Origin of the sequence: Shewanella sp. 10N.286.51.B2, assembly GCF_041469265.1 — a bacterium.
In the GTDB taxonomy this organism is placed as follows: domain Bacteria; phylum Pseudomonadota; class Gammaproteobacteria; order Enterobacterales; family Shewanellaceae; genus Shewanella.
The window spans coordinates 24967-40351 of record NZ_JBFRKH010000046.1 but is presented as its reverse complement, the minus strand read 5'-3'; the positions used below and the strand labels follow the sequence as shown (position 1 = coordinate 40351).

15 protein-coding genes are annotated in these 15385 nt (G+C 40.6%); 9 read left to right on the top strand and 6 right to left on the bottom strand.

Translation table 11 applies throughout. From position 1 onward, the window contains the following. Positions 1 to 12: 12 nt before the first annotated feature. From AB4140_RS12780 to AB4140_RS12765, 4 genes are all read left to right on the top strand, one after another. Positions 13 to 783, top strand: coding sequence for a tRNA-uridine aminocarboxypropyltransferase (locus AB4140_RS12780; protein ID WP_372001240.1), 771 nt, complete (start codon positions 13 to 15; stop codon positions 781 to 783). 44 nt (positions 784 to 827) lie between these two features. Then, a complete protein-coding gene (locus AB4140_RS12775; protein WP_102519894.1) occupies positions 828 to 1151 on the top strand; it encodes a hypothetical protein in 324 nt (107 codons plus the stop codon). Positions 1152 to 1330: 179 nt separating this feature from the next. Continuing rightward, complete coding sequence (locus AB4140_RS12770; protein ID WP_372001190.1) at positions 1331 to 3337, top strand: ATP-dependent DNA helicase RecQ; 2007 nt, start codon at positions 1331 to 1333, stop codon at positions 3335 to 3337. Between the two features lies 1 nt (position 3338). Then, the gene (locus AB4140_RS12765) at positions 3339 to 3617 is read left to right on the top strand and encodes a hypothetical protein (protein ID WP_102439836.1); all 279 of its coding nucleotides are present in this window, start codon (positions 3339 to 3341) and stop codon (positions 3615 to 3617) included. A gap of 112 nt (positions 3618 to 3729) precedes the next feature. Here AB4140_RS12765 and eco read toward each other — a convergent pair whose 3' ends face one another. Continuing rightward, on the bottom strand, positions 3730 to 4293 hold the full coding sequence (gene eco, locus AB4140_RS12760) for a serine protease inhibitor ecotin (RefSeq protein ID WP_372001188.1): 564 nt from the start codon (positions 4291 to 4293) through the stop codon (positions 3730 to 3732). Between the two features lie 202 nt (positions 4294 to 4495). Here eco and AB4140_RS12755 point away from each other — a divergent pair, with 202 nt between their 5' ends. After that, positions 4496 to 5470, top strand: a complete 975-nt coding sequence (locus tag AB4140_RS12755; protein WP_372001238.1) for a GGDEF domain-containing protein — start codon at positions 4496 to 4498, stop codon at positions 5468 to 5470. On the opposite strand, the gene AB4140_RS12750 is transcribed toward AB4140_RS12755, so the two are convergent. Both AB4140_RS12750 and AB4140_RS12745 read right to left on the bottom strand, forming a co-directional pair. After that, complete coding sequence (locus tag AB4140_RS12750) at positions 5467 to 8211, bottom strand: bifunctional acetate--CoA ligase family protein/GNAT family N-acetyltransferase (RefSeq protein ID WP_303412728.1); 2745 nt, start codon at positions 8209 to 8211, stop codon at positions 5467 to 5469. The two genes, AB4140_RS12755 and AB4140_RS12750, sit on opposite strands and share 4 nt — an antisense overlap. A gap of 19 nt (positions 8212 to 8230) precedes the next feature. Beyond that, a complete protein-coding gene (locus AB4140_RS12745) occupies positions 8231 to 9028 on the bottom strand; it encodes a LysR family transcriptional regulator (protein ID WP_102439839.1) in 798 nt (265 codons plus the stop codon). Between the two features lie 195 nt (positions 9029 to 9223). Between AB4140_RS12745 and AB4140_RS12740 the strand changes: the two genes are divergently transcribed. Together AB4140_RS12740 and AB4140_RS12735 are read left to right on the top strand one after the other, a co-directional pair. Then, positions 9224 to 9709 carry a magnesium transporter gene (locus tag AB4140_RS12740; RefSeq protein ID WP_102439840.1) on the top strand — a complete coding sequence of 162 codons (486 nt, stop codon included), beginning with the start codon at positions 9224 to 9226 and terminating at the stop codon, positions 9707 to 9709. Continuing rightward, positions 9706 to 10779, top strand: coding sequence for an HlyD family secretion protein (locus tag AB4140_RS12735; protein WP_102439841.1), 1074 nt, complete (start codon positions 9706 to 9708; stop codon positions 10777 to 10779). The genes AB4140_RS12740 and AB4140_RS12735 overlap by 4 nt, the downstream gene beginning before the upstream one ends. Before the next feature lie 138 nt (positions 10780 to 10917). On the opposite strand, the gene AB4140_RS12730 is transcribed toward AB4140_RS12735, so the two are convergent. From AB4140_RS12730 to AB4140_RS12720, 3 genes are all read right to left on the bottom strand, one after another. After that, positions 10918 to 11574 (bottom strand): YgjV family protein, encoded by a 657-nt coding sequence (locus tag AB4140_RS12730; RefSeq protein ID WP_241901023.1) that lies wholly within the window; start codon positions 11572 to 11574, stop codon positions 10918 to 10920. Positions 11575 to 11870: 296 nt separating this feature from the next. Continuing rightward, positions 11871 to 13127, bottom strand: a complete 1257-nt coding sequence (locus AB4140_RS12725; RefSeq protein ID WP_102439842.1) for a Y-family DNA polymerase — start codon at positions 13125 to 13127, stop codon at positions 11871 to 11873. Positions 13128 to 13167: 40 nt separating this feature from the next. Further along, on the bottom strand, positions 13168 to 13575 hold the full coding sequence (locus AB4140_RS12720) for a LexA family transcriptional regulator (RefSeq protein ID WP_102476820.1): 408 nt from the start codon (positions 13573 to 13575) through the stop codon (positions 13168 to 13170). Positions 13576 to 13982: 407 nt separating this feature from the next. Between AB4140_RS12720 and AB4140_RS12715 the strand changes: the two genes are divergently transcribed. Continuing rightward, positions 13983 to 14387, top strand: coding sequence for a hypothetical protein (locus AB4140_RS12715; RefSeq protein ID WP_102531371.1), 405 nt, complete (start codon positions 13983 to 13985; stop codon positions 14385 to 14387). 166 nt (positions 14388 to 14553) lie between these two features. Then, positions 14554 to 15366, top strand: a complete 813-nt coding sequence (locus tag AB4140_RS12710; protein WP_303461292.1) for a RecX family transcriptional regulator — start codon at positions 14554 to 14556, stop codon at positions 15364 to 15366. Positions 15367 to 15385: the final 19 nt, after the last annotated feature.

Genomic DNA, 15385 nt, shown 5'->3' with positions numbered 1-15385 from the left:
AATAATCCCATGTTGGCGTTACCTCCTGAGCAGCAACACGCAGTTCATCGTTTGTATCAATACCGAAAATCTATTTCAACTAAACCATTTGCTGCCAGAGGGAAAAAACTCATTCGCTGCCAGTGGTGTTTATTAGGAGAAATTTTCTGTACCTGTCAACATAGACAATATATCAATACTGAAGCCCACTTCATGCTAGTCATGTATGATGATGAAGTGCTAAAGCCAACCAACAGTGGCCGTTTAATTGCTGATTTAGTCCCTAATACTAGCGCTTATTTATGGTCTCGTACTGAGCCCAATAAACAAATGATTGAAGCGATCAACGACCCCAAATATCAGCCAATGCTGATATTTCCTGAGCAGTATGCCCAAGAAGGGCAAATGGTGGTTAGTCATCCTAGTCAATGTGACAATGCCGCCACTGGTAAAATACCGCTGTTAATTTTATTAGATGGTAGCTGGCGTCAAGCGATCAAAATGTTTCGTAAAAGCCTTTATTTACATAGATTACCATTGTTTTCTTTTAGTCCTGAAACCTTAGCTAATTACGAATTAAGAAAAGGCAGCCATGATTTTCAGCTATCAACTGCTGAAGTGGCAGCTCTGGCTCTTGAAGCCATCGACGAGCCATTAAACTCCAAAGCATTGAGCTCGTGGTTTAATTTATTTGTTGAGTCGTCGTTACTGGGTAGAAATCGTCGTTTAAAAGAAGATATCATTCCGATTGAAAGTTATATTCAGCAGTTTGAACAAGCAATGCTAAACGCAGCGGCTAAATAGCGTTTAAATACCATCATAAAAGCAGCGGATGCGAGTGTTACTCTATGTTAGAAAGTAAGTTGATTGTGTTATATCGTCTAGAGCCCGGTTGTTTGGGCCCCGATGGTATGGAGCACATACAAATATTTTGTGATTTAGCACAGCAAATGCTGGCAAGCCTTGATACTGCAACATGTCAATGGTTTTTAGAGCCACGTTACAACAAACAACTCGATGAAATGGCGTACTGTCTAGCCAATAACATGTTATCTCGTGAGCAAGCCACTAAATTTATGGTTCGCTTTGGCGATGATTTAGAGCAAGCTCAAGAAGCCTTCGAAGACAAATTAACCTTGTTAATCAATCAATACCTATCACGTAAAGGCTAACCGACCTTGTTTATTTCAACTTTATGCTCCGATATTACTGTTCATTCTTTTGATGAATAAAGCCGTGTTCACCTCGGGTAAGTATTTTATAAGTTATTGTTTTATAAGCTTCAGAGTTTCAATTTTATTCGTGTTAGCGTATAATTGCCTTCGCTTTAATCATCAATCTAGGCTCCAGTATGCAAACTCCATCGTTTGATAGTCCTTCGCCATTACTACATGACAACGCAGATTTAATTCAAAAGCTCGAGCAGCAATTTGGATTTAATCAGTTTAGAGAAGGGCAAATTGATGTAATTAAACATATTTTGTCAGGAGCATCTTCTTTAGCCATTTTTCCTACAGGCTCAGGTAAATCACTGTGCTATCAATTTAGCGCCTTACAACTGGCTAATGTCACCTTAGTGGTATCGCCATTGCTTGCGTTAATGAAAGATCAAATCGCTTTTTTAAATGCTAAGGGAATAAATGCCGCCAGCATAGATTCAAGCTTAACCTTTGAGCAAACACAGCAGGTTATGCGTGATGTTCGCCGCGGGCATACAAAAATTTTAATGGTGTCAGTTGAGCGTTTTAAAAATGAACGTTTTAGGCAGTTTCTTAGCAGTATTGATATTTCATTATTAGTCGTTGATGAAGCTCATTGTATCTCTGAATGGGGCCATAACTTCAGGCCTGATTATTTAAAAATCCCATCTTATGTGCAGCAATTTAGTATTGCCCAAGTGTTGTTATTAACCGCCACAGCCACTGAAAAGGTAAAGCTGGATATGGCCAACCGTTTTGCTATTTTGCCTGAGCAAGTGGTACAAACGGGTTTTTATCGCAGTAATTTAGATATCAGTATCAAACCTGTTGTTGAAGCCGTTAAGCAATCGGAATTAGTCAACACAGTATCGCAATGCACAGGTGCTGGGATTATCTACGTGACCTTGCAAAAAACGGCAGAAGATATCGCGGCTTTTTTAAGTGCTAACAATATTCAAGCCACCGCTTATCATGCAGGACTTGATTCAGAGCTCAGAAATCGCATCCAACAGCAATTTATGGAAGGCCAAATCAACGTAATTGTTGCCACAATTGCCTTTGGTATGGGAATAGATAAAAGCAATATCCGTTTTGTGGTTCATTACGATTTACCGAAATCTATCGAAAACTACAGCCAAGAAATCGGCCGTGCAGGCCGAGATGGGCAATTATCTCATTGTATTACGCTAGCTAACAAAGATGGCTTAAATACCATTGAAAACTTTGTTTATGGCGATACGCCAGAACCCTCAGCGATTACCAACTTAATAGAACATATTAGCGCTGAAGTTGAACATGGCCGCTGGGAAATGCAAGAGTATGCGATTTCAACTAGCTGTAACATTAAACAGTTGCCGTTAAAAACCCTGTTAGTTCAACTTGAATTAGCCAACGTGGTGCAACCAAGCTTTGCTTATTTTGCTGAGTTTAAGTATCAATTTTTGATTGATAAACAGCAGTTGCTGGCCAGTTTTGATCCCCAGCGCCAAGCGTTTCTTCAGCAAATATTTGAGCATACTCGTTTTAAGAAAATATGGGGGCAACTAGATTTCGATAGCTTATATCAGCAATATGGTGCAGACAGGCAACGGGTAGTGGCGGCGTTAGACTACCTAGCAGACAAACAATATATCCAGTTAGAAACCAAAAAAATAACCCAAGTGTTTAATGTTGATATCAATGCTTTAAGTAATCCAAATCTTATTGCAAGTTTGTCTGATTATTTCCAAAGTAACGAAGTCAAAGAGATAAAACGTTTAAATCAGCTCATTAGTTTTTTTGAATCAACTGAGTGTATTACTGCTAAGTTGGCGCATTATTTTGATGATCAGCAAGCACCTAGTCATTGTGGCCATTGTAGTGTCTGTCGTGGGCAGATAGCATTGTTGCCGCAACAGGTATTAGCGCCAATCACTCAATTAGCGTCATTGCAGCAGTATCTTAATGAGTTTTGCACTCATATGAACGCAAAAGGCATTATGCTGATATCTGTAGCGGTTCAAACTAAATTTTTAGCGGGTATTAGTGTGCCGATTTTTACCCGCAACAAAGTAAAGCAACTGTCAGGTTTTGGTTATTGCAGTCAGTATCGATATCAAGACATCGTTGATTATATCAATCACATAAACGGTAATAACTCAGATATGGGACCAGGTTAATATGAAGAAGAAAGCCGTAGATGCATTACTTAAAAAGCATGAAAAACTTAACCATATTGAAGGGGTTAAAGTTGTTTCCCATACTCAGCGTGAAAAAGAAGAGTGGGTTTACCATACCTTGATGTTAGCGGGTTACGATGTAGCATTTAAATTTAAGCGTACTAAAAAATATAAGAGCTTGCAGGATCAACTTGTGAGTTTAGTGTATTACCCTGAAGAGCATACTGTGGCTGGATTTAGCGTAGAGATTATGCAGGTTGTTCGGGTTAAACGTTGTTAAATTATTACCTTGGATCCAGTTAAATATTAAACAGCGTTAGCAGATGAACCATGGTTATTTGGGTTATCTGCTGACGCTTTGTTATAACGCTGTTTAGCCATGGTCCCACACATTAATTTGAATAGTGGTAATCACCTTTAGCTTGCCAAATACGGTATCTTAACGTTGCATCTTCAGGTAGGTAAAATATTTTTGGTAAACGGCTATCATAATTGATGCTCAAGCTTTGTCCCATTGGCACAAATTTAGCCGTTTTAGGTTCATTACACATCATCATCGTACTTGGCCCTACCGTTATACTATCGACGCTATAAAACGGATATCCCCAGCCTGATAAATTCTGCTCGACCAATTTGCCACTTAGTCTATGGTGATTACAATCTACCAGCTTATTTTGGCCAATTTGAATTTCAATTTTATAACTCGCCTCATCATCACGCTGTGCTAATTCAAGTATATGTTGCACTTGCTTAGTCGCTGGCTTTGGAAACATCTTTATATTGTCAATTAGCTGATAATTTTCATGAGTATTTTTATGCATGGTTATCATTGCGGGTTGACTAAATTGGTTAGGCACAGGGCTAGTGGCATAAGCGGGTACTATTACTGTCGCCGATACGCTTAATAACGTTGCCATAGGTATTTTATTTAATTGGTTTTTTAGTAAAATTTTCATATGGTTTCTCTTATGTAAAATGTTATTGTTATGCTTGTTATTGTTTTAAACGTATCAAATGCGTAAAAGGGTTATATTTTTTTAAATTTAATTTTTTAGCATTTAAGTATAGCGTCACCTTTGCTGGGCTTACATTGACTTATATAAATCATAGGACGTGAAATTGAAGACGAGTTTAGAAAATTCTGCACAAATACTAAGAATGGCAGTGCCGAAAATGTCCGCGCTGCATATACCGGTTACCCCAGAAAATTATGCCATTTGGTATCAGTATTATGCGGAAACAAATTTAGACTTAAAACGTGCGATCGATGGTTTAATTGCCAATAAAGTTGAGTTTACCGCCGCGGTCAATCAAGGCCTTTATAACAACTTTATTCAAGAGCAGTCTCCAGAAGTCATTGATAATGTTCAAATTGAAACCAAATTACTCATCAATAGCTTATACAGTAAGATCAGTCAGCTTTCTTCTGGTACTAGTGACTTTTCATCGAGCTTACATTCTTTAAACGAGGAACTGCAGTCAAATCCAAGTCCACAATTACTTAACGAGTTAATCGTCAATATTAGTTTTGAAGTGGAGAAGGTGCTATTAAACAACGATTTAATGAAAGCCGACATAGACTCTCTGGGTAATGAATTAACGACTTTAAAAGATGAAATGACCAGTTTAAGTAAAGTGGCAATGACCGATGAATTAACCTCGTTAAATAATCGCCGTGCCTATGAGGTGTTTGCTTTAGAGCAAGTCAGTTTGTTTAGCCATAGCAATATACCTTGTTGCCTATTAATGATAGATATCGATTTCTTTAAAAAATTCAATGATACTTATGGTCATCTAGTTGGCGATAAAGTGCTGGCATTTGTGGCTTTTGCATTAAAACAAACGGTAAAAGGTAATGATTTCGTTGCCCGCTATGGCGGTGAAGAGTTTGTGATTTTATTGCCTAATACTGAGCTACAAGATGCCTTAACGGTGGCTGAGCAAATTAAAAATCGTATTGCAGATAAGCAGCTCACCATTGGTAAAGAAAAAAAGCAGCATTTAGGCAATATCACAGTATCGATAGGGGCTGCTGAAATCCACCCTGGAGATGATAGTGATACCTGGTTAAGTCGCGCTGATGAAATGCTGTATCAAGCGAAATCATCAGGTCGCAACTGTGTTAAAGGCTAATGTTTATCGGCAGAGTCTATACCCGCTTTAGCTTGCGGGTTAGCTTCACATTGGGGCAAGTCCATATGCATCTTAATCAGGTGCTCATCCATATCAAAAGATACCGTAAAGCCAAGCCCTTTGGCGAGGTTTGCCATACTGCGGTTTTCAAACATGGTAAAGCCCGCTAACACAGGAGTATTAGTGGTTTTATAATAGTTAATCAGTTTTTCTAATAGCATTTTACCTAAACCAATTCCTTGATAGTCGCCGCGCACCGCCATAGCAAATTCTGCTTCTGTATTATCAGGATCAGTCGATGCTCGCACCGCACCTAAGGTGATTGCCTCACCATTTTCATCTTCTGCAGTGGCGATAAATGCCATTTCTCTGGCGTAATCTATTTGTGTTAAAACCGCCATTTCCTCATGGGTCATTTTCGAACGAACGCCAAAGTAGCGTTTATAGCGATCTTCATCACTGAGTGAGTTATCAAAGGCTAAATGCTTTGGCTCATCCTCAGGAAGAATGGGCCTGAGCATGACCTTCAAGCCATTTTTCAAGGTGGCCTTTTGTTCTAACTCTTTTGGGTATGGCATGATCGCTAAGCGCGCTTTGGGATCAATATCTGTACAATTTAGCTTCATGTTAACGTCAAGCAGGGTAATGATTTCACCTGCGGCGAGCACTGGGTTAAGGTCTAAAGAAGCGATTTCAGGGCAATCGATAATCAGGTGCGATATTTGGGTTAGCATCACACACAGTGCGTTCATGTCTAAACCAAGGGGTAAATGTCTGTCTCTAAGTTTGTGAGTTTTCAACGCCTGAATGACCATATAGCGCGCCAGTGCCATATTAAGTGGCGGTAGGGCAACTGCAGCATCACGTGTCGGGTCCCATTCTGAGCCGCCTTCACCAAGGCAAATTGCAGGGCCAAAAACAGGATCATTAATCACAGAGACCCGCACTTCTTGAGCGCCAGCGGTTAATGCCATTTTTTGCACTATCATGCCATTGATTTCAGCGTCAGGGTTGGTGTCCTTAACTCTGGAAGTAATGGATAGCGCTGCCTGATACACTTCTTCAGCATTATTGAGGTTTAGTACCACACCGTGCACATCAGATTTGTACATCAAGTCAGGGGATTGGACTTTTAGTGCCACAGGAAAGCCCAACTTGGTGGCGATATTAACGGCTTGCTCTGCGCTACTGGCAAACTCTGTATCTATGGTATTTAAACCGTAAGCTTTTAAAATGTCACTGGCTTCATGGGTTTCGAGAATAAAACGATTATTGGCTTGGGCTTTTTGTAATAAATTCCGCGCTGTATTAGTGTCAGTGGGAATATTATCTGGAATAGATTGCGGCACTTCTTGCAATAGTTTTTGATTACGGCGGTATTCGACCATATGCATAAAGGCTTTTACTGCGCCTTCAGGGGTTCGATAAGTCGGAATCCCGGCTTTACTAAATCGCTTTCTTGCGGTGTAGGCTGAATCCTCACCACTCCAATTGGTTAAAATATTTAACTTGTTTCGATTTGGATGGCCCTTGATGACATCAATTAAACTCTGGGCGATTTGGTCACTTTCTTCTAATGCTGATGGTGAATGCAGCACTAAAATAGCGTCCATTTCTTGGCTATCCATCAATATAGTTAGTGCTTGGCTATAACGTTTACTGTCAGCATCACCGACAATATCTATTGGATTTTGACCAGACCAGGTTGTTGGCAATATGCGATTTAATTGAGTGATGGTGTCATCTGACAACTGTGCCAGTTTACCGCCTTTAATAATGAGTTCATCAGCGGCCAATACTGCAGGGCCGCCGCCATTACTGATTATGGCGACTCGCTCACCTTTTAATGGCGTGGAGTGGGCCAAACTTTCAACTGCGGCAAACAGTTCAATTAAGTCATGCACCCGCAACATACCACCACGCTTAAAGGCGGCATCGTAGACGGCATCATTGCCGCCTTTACCGCCTGTGTGCAACATAGCGGCCTTAACGCCTTCAGCACTGCGACCCGATTTAATCACAAATATGGGTTTATTACGGGCTGCTGCGCGCGCTGCGGATAAAAAATGACGCTTTTCACTAATAGAATCAATATAAAGCATAATGGCGCTGGTGCGGCTATCACGACCTAAATAATCGAGCAATTCATCAAAATTTATATCAGATGCATCACCTAAAGATATAAACGATGAAAAGCCGATGTCTTTATTATTAGCCCAATCCAGCACCGTAGTACAAATGGCGGCAGATTGTGACACAAACGCAATTTTGCCTTTTTTAGCGCCGGTATGCGCTAGGCTCGCATTAAGACCAATGGTGGGAATAATCATCCCTAAACTATTTGATCCCAATATTCGCATGCCGTAACGTTTTGCATTTTGCAGCGTTTGAGTTAACAGGCTAACACCATGTTCATCAAACTCATCAGCCATGCCTGAGGCCATAATTATCGCGATTTTACAGCCAAACTGCGCCAATGTTTCGACGATATCAGGTACACGACTGGCGCGAGTACATATCACGGCTAAATCGGGTTTAATGGGCAGCGATTCAATATTGGGATAAGCCAATACGCCCATAACGGCGGAATATTTAGGGGTTACGGGCATAATGGGCCCTGAAAAGCCGCTGGCCAATAAGTTTTTCATCAACACGCGCCCCGCGCGCTTTTCACTATTTGAGGCACCAATAACGGCGATGGAAGTGGGTTTAAATAATGTGTGAATACTTCTTTGGCTCATAATACCCTCAGCATAATCATTAACGCGTGGTAATTGCTTGTAATAAGACGTTTTTACATATCTCTGATAGCCATACTATTTTAGCTTCATGGCGCCGCGATGAACTACAAATAATCGCCATGTCTATGGCGACTTCTTTTTTGTGCAATTCAGCATCGATTTTAAAATTATAGGAGTAATGATCGGCCAGTAATTGGCGATGTAAACTATAGTTGTCGGTAATGATTGTCGGATTATGGTTTTCATTTAATTCACGAAAATATTCAACATGTTCATTTAAATCATCAACTAATAGCTTTACAAATTCCCCTTGCTCATTGCCCACTTTAGTAACATAACCAGAAGCCACTTTTTTCTGATACAGCTGCTGCGGTCTGTCTCGCAATGATTGCACGCCGATATCAATGGAGCCATCGATCAAGCCATCATTACTGGATTTTCGCCATTGTCTTAACTCTATGGTGGCATTGGTTTGTTTGCGTAATTCATTGATTAGGCTTTTACCCATTAATACCATCAAGGGTTCGCCTAAGTGCACCGAAATGAACTGCAGGTTTTTAGGGTCAAAGTATTCTGGTTCTAGGGCTAAGCTAATTTGCTCGATAGAACTTTGGATTTGCGGGGCGATTTTATCGGCATAACTGGTGGGTTGTAGGCCATTAGCGGTGCGAATAAATAACGGGTCGCTTAGTTCTTCACGTAATTGAGCCAATACTTTTGAGACAAATGATTGTGAGCGGCCCAGTTGCTTGGCGGCTTTTTGGGTCGATCCTGATCTATACAGGGTGACAAACACATTCAGTGCATTCAAATCCATGAGATACCGATAAATAAGTGCAATTTAACAATATATTACACTATAAATTCGAATCGTACATTGGGACTAAAGTAAATAGTTCATTTGGAATATCGGTTATTCCGTTATCACAGTGAGTTATTGCTAGTATTCAGCTCATATACAGCGAGACATTGTTACTCTCCCTGTTAAATATCTCATGTTTTTAGGATCTTTATGACTGAATTACCTGATATCGACACGGTTCAACCATCATTGAGCAATAAGTTATCTTTCTATGTGCGAAAAATGACCACATTTATTTTATCGTTATCGGTTATCGGACTTTTAAGTTATGGCTTCTCATTACTCACTCAAATACACGGTAAGCAATTACCTGAAGGCTACTTTGTTAATGGCTACCCCAGCATTTTAACCCTATTAGATTCTGAATTTTTTATGGGCTTTGTGTTTGTGGTCACCATTTTGATCATTTGCTATGTACTGCTGTTATTTTGGAAATTACATGAAGTTGCAGTTCATAAGGCAGAAGCCATGTCGAGTGCCCATACCCAAATTGTGTTTGCTTTATCTTTATGTGGTTTGTTTATTGATAAGACCTGGTGGGTACTGGCGATAATCATTGCTTTTGGGCGCTGGGATGTCCTATCTAAACGGTTATCAAGCATCATTAGTAATGGCATCAAAGGAGTTAAATCATGAAAGAGATCATGTTGCCTTATGTGTTAATTATATGGCTCTTAGTCAAATTAGGGGTCATTCAATGGAACCTTACTAATGCGGTACGCACCATTGGTTTAGGAATGTTTATTGCTTTTTCATTGTTTACTGGCCATCGCTTTTGGTCACCCGCTGATTTAACCGATAGCTCAACCATTAAAGCGCCTCATGCAGTGCTAAGTCCACTCATTGGTCAGGAAGTTGAAAACGTCTATGTGACTCATAACCAAATCGTTAAAAAAGGGGACTTGATTTACACCTTAGTATCAGTGGATAGCACGGAACAAATCAAAGCCCTTGAAGCCAGTAAAAATGCAGTACAAGCGCAGCACGCTGCCGCAATCCAACAAATTAACGCTTTAAATGTCAGTATCAATAATGATGAGCGTAATTTAGCGCGTCTAACGGCCTTAAAAGAGCATGCAAGTCAGGTGGACCGCGATAATTTACAAGCGCAGATTGATGCCAATCGTGCCCAAGTGGCTGCCAATATTGCCCAGTTGGGCGCGCAAACAGCGCAAATGCAAGCTATTGAGGCTGATATTGAATCGGCTAAATGGACAGATTCACGTCGTGAAATACGGGCTCAATATGATGGGCAGCTTGCCATTACCAATGTAACTGAAGGCACCCGCTTGGGTAATATGCACTTGTTTGATACCAGTAAGAAATTTTTAGAAATGCGCATTGCCGATCAATCATATCGCTATATAAAACCTGGGCAGTTTGCCGAGTTCTATGTGGATGCTTATCCGGGAGAAATCTTTAGAGGCAGAGTGCACAGCATTACTTCAGGTACGGGCGAAGCCATGATTAACCCCATGAGTGGCAGTCAACATGTGCGCCAGCATGTGGGTAACAATGGCGGCTCTCATGGTCGTACAGTCGTTATTGAGTTTGAAGAACCTGAAGGTTATTCATTACCGATTGGGGCAACCGGCTCAGCTTGGATTTCTGCTGAGAAACCCCATCCAGCATTGGGCTTTATGGATATCATTGGCGCGGCGACTGTTAGGCTTAAAGCGTTAAAGTCGTACCTTAATGCGCTTTAGTGAATGCGTTCTAGTGAATGTGCTTTCGTTGCGAGTCATTGGTATTAGCATTAGCAGAGTGAGTAATATGACTCGCTCTTAATTGCTTATTACCACAGGGTTTACTCATCCTAACTGAATTGATTCAAGCTAATTACTTTAACCTTTAGACAGTGCCACTTGTGTTTCATTACAGCTTTCAAGGGCACTATTTTGCTCAAAGTTTTGGTTGAGCTGGTCGTTATAGTAGTCGCTAAATTCGCGCATAAGCCCTAGTGCCAATATTGCTATTGTCATTACTTGGTAGAGTATTCCTGACCATGACATCAAATATATTGAAAGCATCAGGTTTAATCCATTACTGGCAACCATAGCTAACCTTAGTTGACTGCCCGCTAAGAAGAATAAACTAAAGCTCATTACGACTGCAGCGATGACCGCACACCATTCACTCCAATGCTCAGCCCACAGAAAACCCTGCGTCATGGCAATAATACTAAAGCTGAGTGACATGGCTAAAGGCGATGTTAACCAGGCAGTCGATGCAAGATTTTGCTGGTTATTGCTATTCAAACTTTGACATAAACGAAAGCGAATAACATTAACTAGTTGGTTGGCCATGCCGAGAAAGCTGCCTAATAAGCCTAAATGGATTGCGGTAAGTACTGACGCTATCATATTGCCATGAATAAATTTGCAGTCTTGTTGTTGGCTATTTGCCCACCAGCCAATGGCCATTGAGACAAAGCCAATAAGCTGAAAGTAAAATAGGGGCTCGGCAATAAACTGAAAATCAAATGCGGAAAAATCTAACACAGGCAAGCACAATCCAAGAAAATTAAGGATGCGTATTGTCGTTTTTTTCAGCAATAACACAATGGCTAAAATCGCATAATAGCCTCGCTCATGTGATTAGATATAAAACTGTGAACTGGAGAGTGTTTTTTGAACAGCTAGAGTTGACTAAGTTGTATTTTTGTTGAGCTTAAGATCGATTAATGTACTGTTTGGGTTTGATATTAGTTATCCATTTTACGCTAATTTAAAGCCACAACTAAACCTGAACCAAGTCAGAATAAAAACCAGCACACGCAAATCAATTTATCACCAATTTAGCCACAGTGGATTTGCGGAATATCTTGCCAACAGCTGGTGTATTGCGGGGTTAATAGCTCACGGCGCATATGCCATTTACCTCCAATACCTTGGGCGGCGACAAATATTGCATCACTACCGTAGCGTTGATTTAACTTATCAAAAACCTGCATCAAGGCAGGATCTTTTACTGGGGCAAACAAGTCTGTTTGCAAATGTTTGACCGGTGATAAATCTAACAATCCAATCCCGATTTTATAGTAGCGAGTATTGGGGTTATAAAGCTTACGGGCAATTTCTGCTGCGTAACTGATGATTTCACGGTTGTCATTAGTTGGATATGCACAGCGGTAATGATATTTAAAGCCATTAGGCTGTTCATCATAAGGGGAGTTACTGGCAAAGATCAGTATGGTGCTAGCCACAGAGCCTTGCTTTCTGGCTTTGGCTGCCGCGATACCAGCATGCTTACTGAGCGCCTGTAATAATGAGTCTATATCGCTAATACGTTCACCGACACTACGAGTTGAAAAGATCTGCTGTTTATCTGCTCTGGCGCTATCCCAGCCTTTACAAGCCTCGCCATTGAGCTCTCTGACTGTACGCTCGATTTCAATACTAAATTGGCTACGAGCAATGCCTGGTTGTAATTTAGCCAGATCCAGTGCGGTGGTGATCCCCATGGCATGTAATTTGTTACCGATCCGCGAACCGATCCCCCACACATCGGTGACTTTCATTGTCGCTAAAATGGCATTTCTTTGCTCAATGGATTGGATATAACATACCCCGTTATAGCCCTGGAGCTTTTTAGCGGCATGATTGGCCACTTTGGCAAGGGTTAAGGTGGCAGCAATACCGACACACACAGGTAAGCGGGTTTCTTTCCATACCGCACGGCGGATCATAGCGGCATGGCTTAATAAACACGGGATCGCAGGGTAACAATGTTTAAATGACAGAAATGACTCATCAATAGAGTAAATATGTTGCTCAGGTGCAAAGCGGCCAATCACTTCCATCATAGAGTGAGACAAAGAGGCATAAAGCTCATAATTGGAGGAAAGCGCAATCACGCCTGCTTTTTCACAAAAATCGCGCACTTCAAAGTAAGGACCAAATTTACCCACTCCTAATGCTTTTGCCTGGCGGTTAGCCGCCACAATGCAACCATCGTTATTGGACAGCACCACGATAGGACGGCCACGCCACTCTGGGCGAAACACTTGCTCGGCGCTGCAATAAAAAGAGTTGGCATCAACGAGTGCATACATAATTTAACTGTCCGTTAGTCGTTAGTTTAATCAGCTAACATTAGTTATTAACTAATATAGGGCTTTGGCGATGACAACGGATTGAACGGATCACCACGCCTTCAACACTGAAGTTGTCATACTCTTGTATCGTGACACTCTGGTGAAGATCATTTGCCGATAATAATAATCGCCGCTTGATATCAATGAGCTTACAGACAAAGTTGCCGTTATAGTTTGCCACTATCACATCATGGTTTTCGACACTGACATGGCGATCCACAATGAGAATATCCTTATCAAAAATGCCGATTTTCTCCATAGAGTCGCCGCTAGCTTGGCCAATAAAAGTGGCACTGGGATGTTCAATCAATAGCTCATCTAAACTTAATGGCAGTTGCCGATATTCAGCAGCAGGACTTTCAAAACCAGTAATACCGGCACAAGCAAAAATAGGAATAACCTTCATAACAATCGACACTCAACGGTACTGTATGTTTATACAGTATTATAGCTGTCCCCGTAAAATTGGCAATAAATTCCGTAAGGTTGTCGAATAAGTGTGCGAATTGTTGGTTATTTAATCTGTTATGGGCATTGAGGGAATGCTTTGCTGAGTGAGCTGAACTAAACAGCATTGCTAAGTACTAAATTATGAGCAAGGTAAGCGTGAGTGTTTAAGATTGAATGGCGACTATTATCGAGCTGCTGTCGAACCATTAGCCGAAAATAACCTAATAAGCATTCTTTAAGGAAAAACGTTAAAAGTTAATTGTTTGTTCAGCTTACGTTTAGCTTACGTAGGTAAAATAGAGGCAAGTTTAAAGCTTATTATCAGTATCAGAATTCAGTTGTTCATCAACGGGAGTAAACATAATGAAAAAAGTATTTATCATTTCAATGTTAGCAATATTATCTTTTGGCGCGAGCGCTAGCCCATCGACTCAAAAGCCCGTTGTCATTCAAATTCAGGATTCATTCACGCAAATCAATAGTGCTTTAAGCTGCTCAATTGTATATGCCCACACTCCGATGACTTCACAGGCCGATTATTATAAAGGAGTAGTCTACGAACGCTATTCAGATCTTGTTGAACAACTCGTGTTATCAGGCCAGTCAGAAGAGGGCGCAAGACAAACAGCGATTGAAAAAATTGTCATGCAAACACAAACCATTGAACAACAAATCAATGATACTAAAAGCGGTGGAAAAACAGAGTTAAAACAACTGCTGCAACAAACGGCTAAAAAGAATGATTGTGTCCACTACGCAAATAATTAAGATGTACGGTCACAATTAAGATGTACGGGCATAGTTAATATTCATAAAGCGATTAATATTTACCACGAATAAAGCAGACATTTTACCGTGGCAAGAACTTCTAGTTCTGAACAGAGTAGTGGTCTGCTAAACTGCCTTTGTCATTTCTAATCAATTAAAATTTTTTATGCAAAGTAAGCCACTTCGTCAAGCCAAAACAATCGAGAATGTTTTCAACAGTGCCTATTGGCACCTTGGTCAGCAAGATTTTACTATCAATGAAATTCGCACCAAGCTTGAGCGTAAAACCGATAACCAGCAATGGATTGACACTGTTCTCGCTAGACTCATTGAAAGTGGCTATTTGAAAAATGATTTTGATTTTGCCGTTCGCTATTGCGAACTGGCCTTTAGTCATGAGACGGCTAAAGGCGCTATCAAACGTAAATTACAATTAAGAGGCGTATCAGTTGCTGAAATTGATACCGCAATTGAACAAGTCATGCATGAGCAAAATGTCGATTCATTTGAAATGGCGACAGCACGATTGCAAAACAAATTTGAACACTTTCATGGCACTAATAAAGAAAAAGTTTATTCACAGATGACCACCAAAGGGTTTTCTCGCGCTGAAATTGATTACGCACTATCACAACACCCTCAAGTTGACACCCTGCGCAGTAAATTAGCCATAAAAGCAGACAAGGCTGACCTGAAGTCTGAAATTATCAAGTTGTATAATAAAGGCAAAGGCAAAACGCTGATCTTGCAAGAATTAAAACAGCGGCTTCTTGATGTCAGTGATTTCGAAGAGCTGATATACCAACTAAGCCTAACAGAAGAGTTAGACTTTTATCTCAGTTGTAAAAGTCAGCTGGCTAAAAAGCGTTATGACTTATCCGACTATAAAGAAAAGTCCAAAGCCTATGCTTACTTATCTCGAAAAGGCTTTGATAGTGATGAAATAAAAGAGGCCATGACTTTAGATGATGATGCATAGCTTCTGTCTATTTAAACTA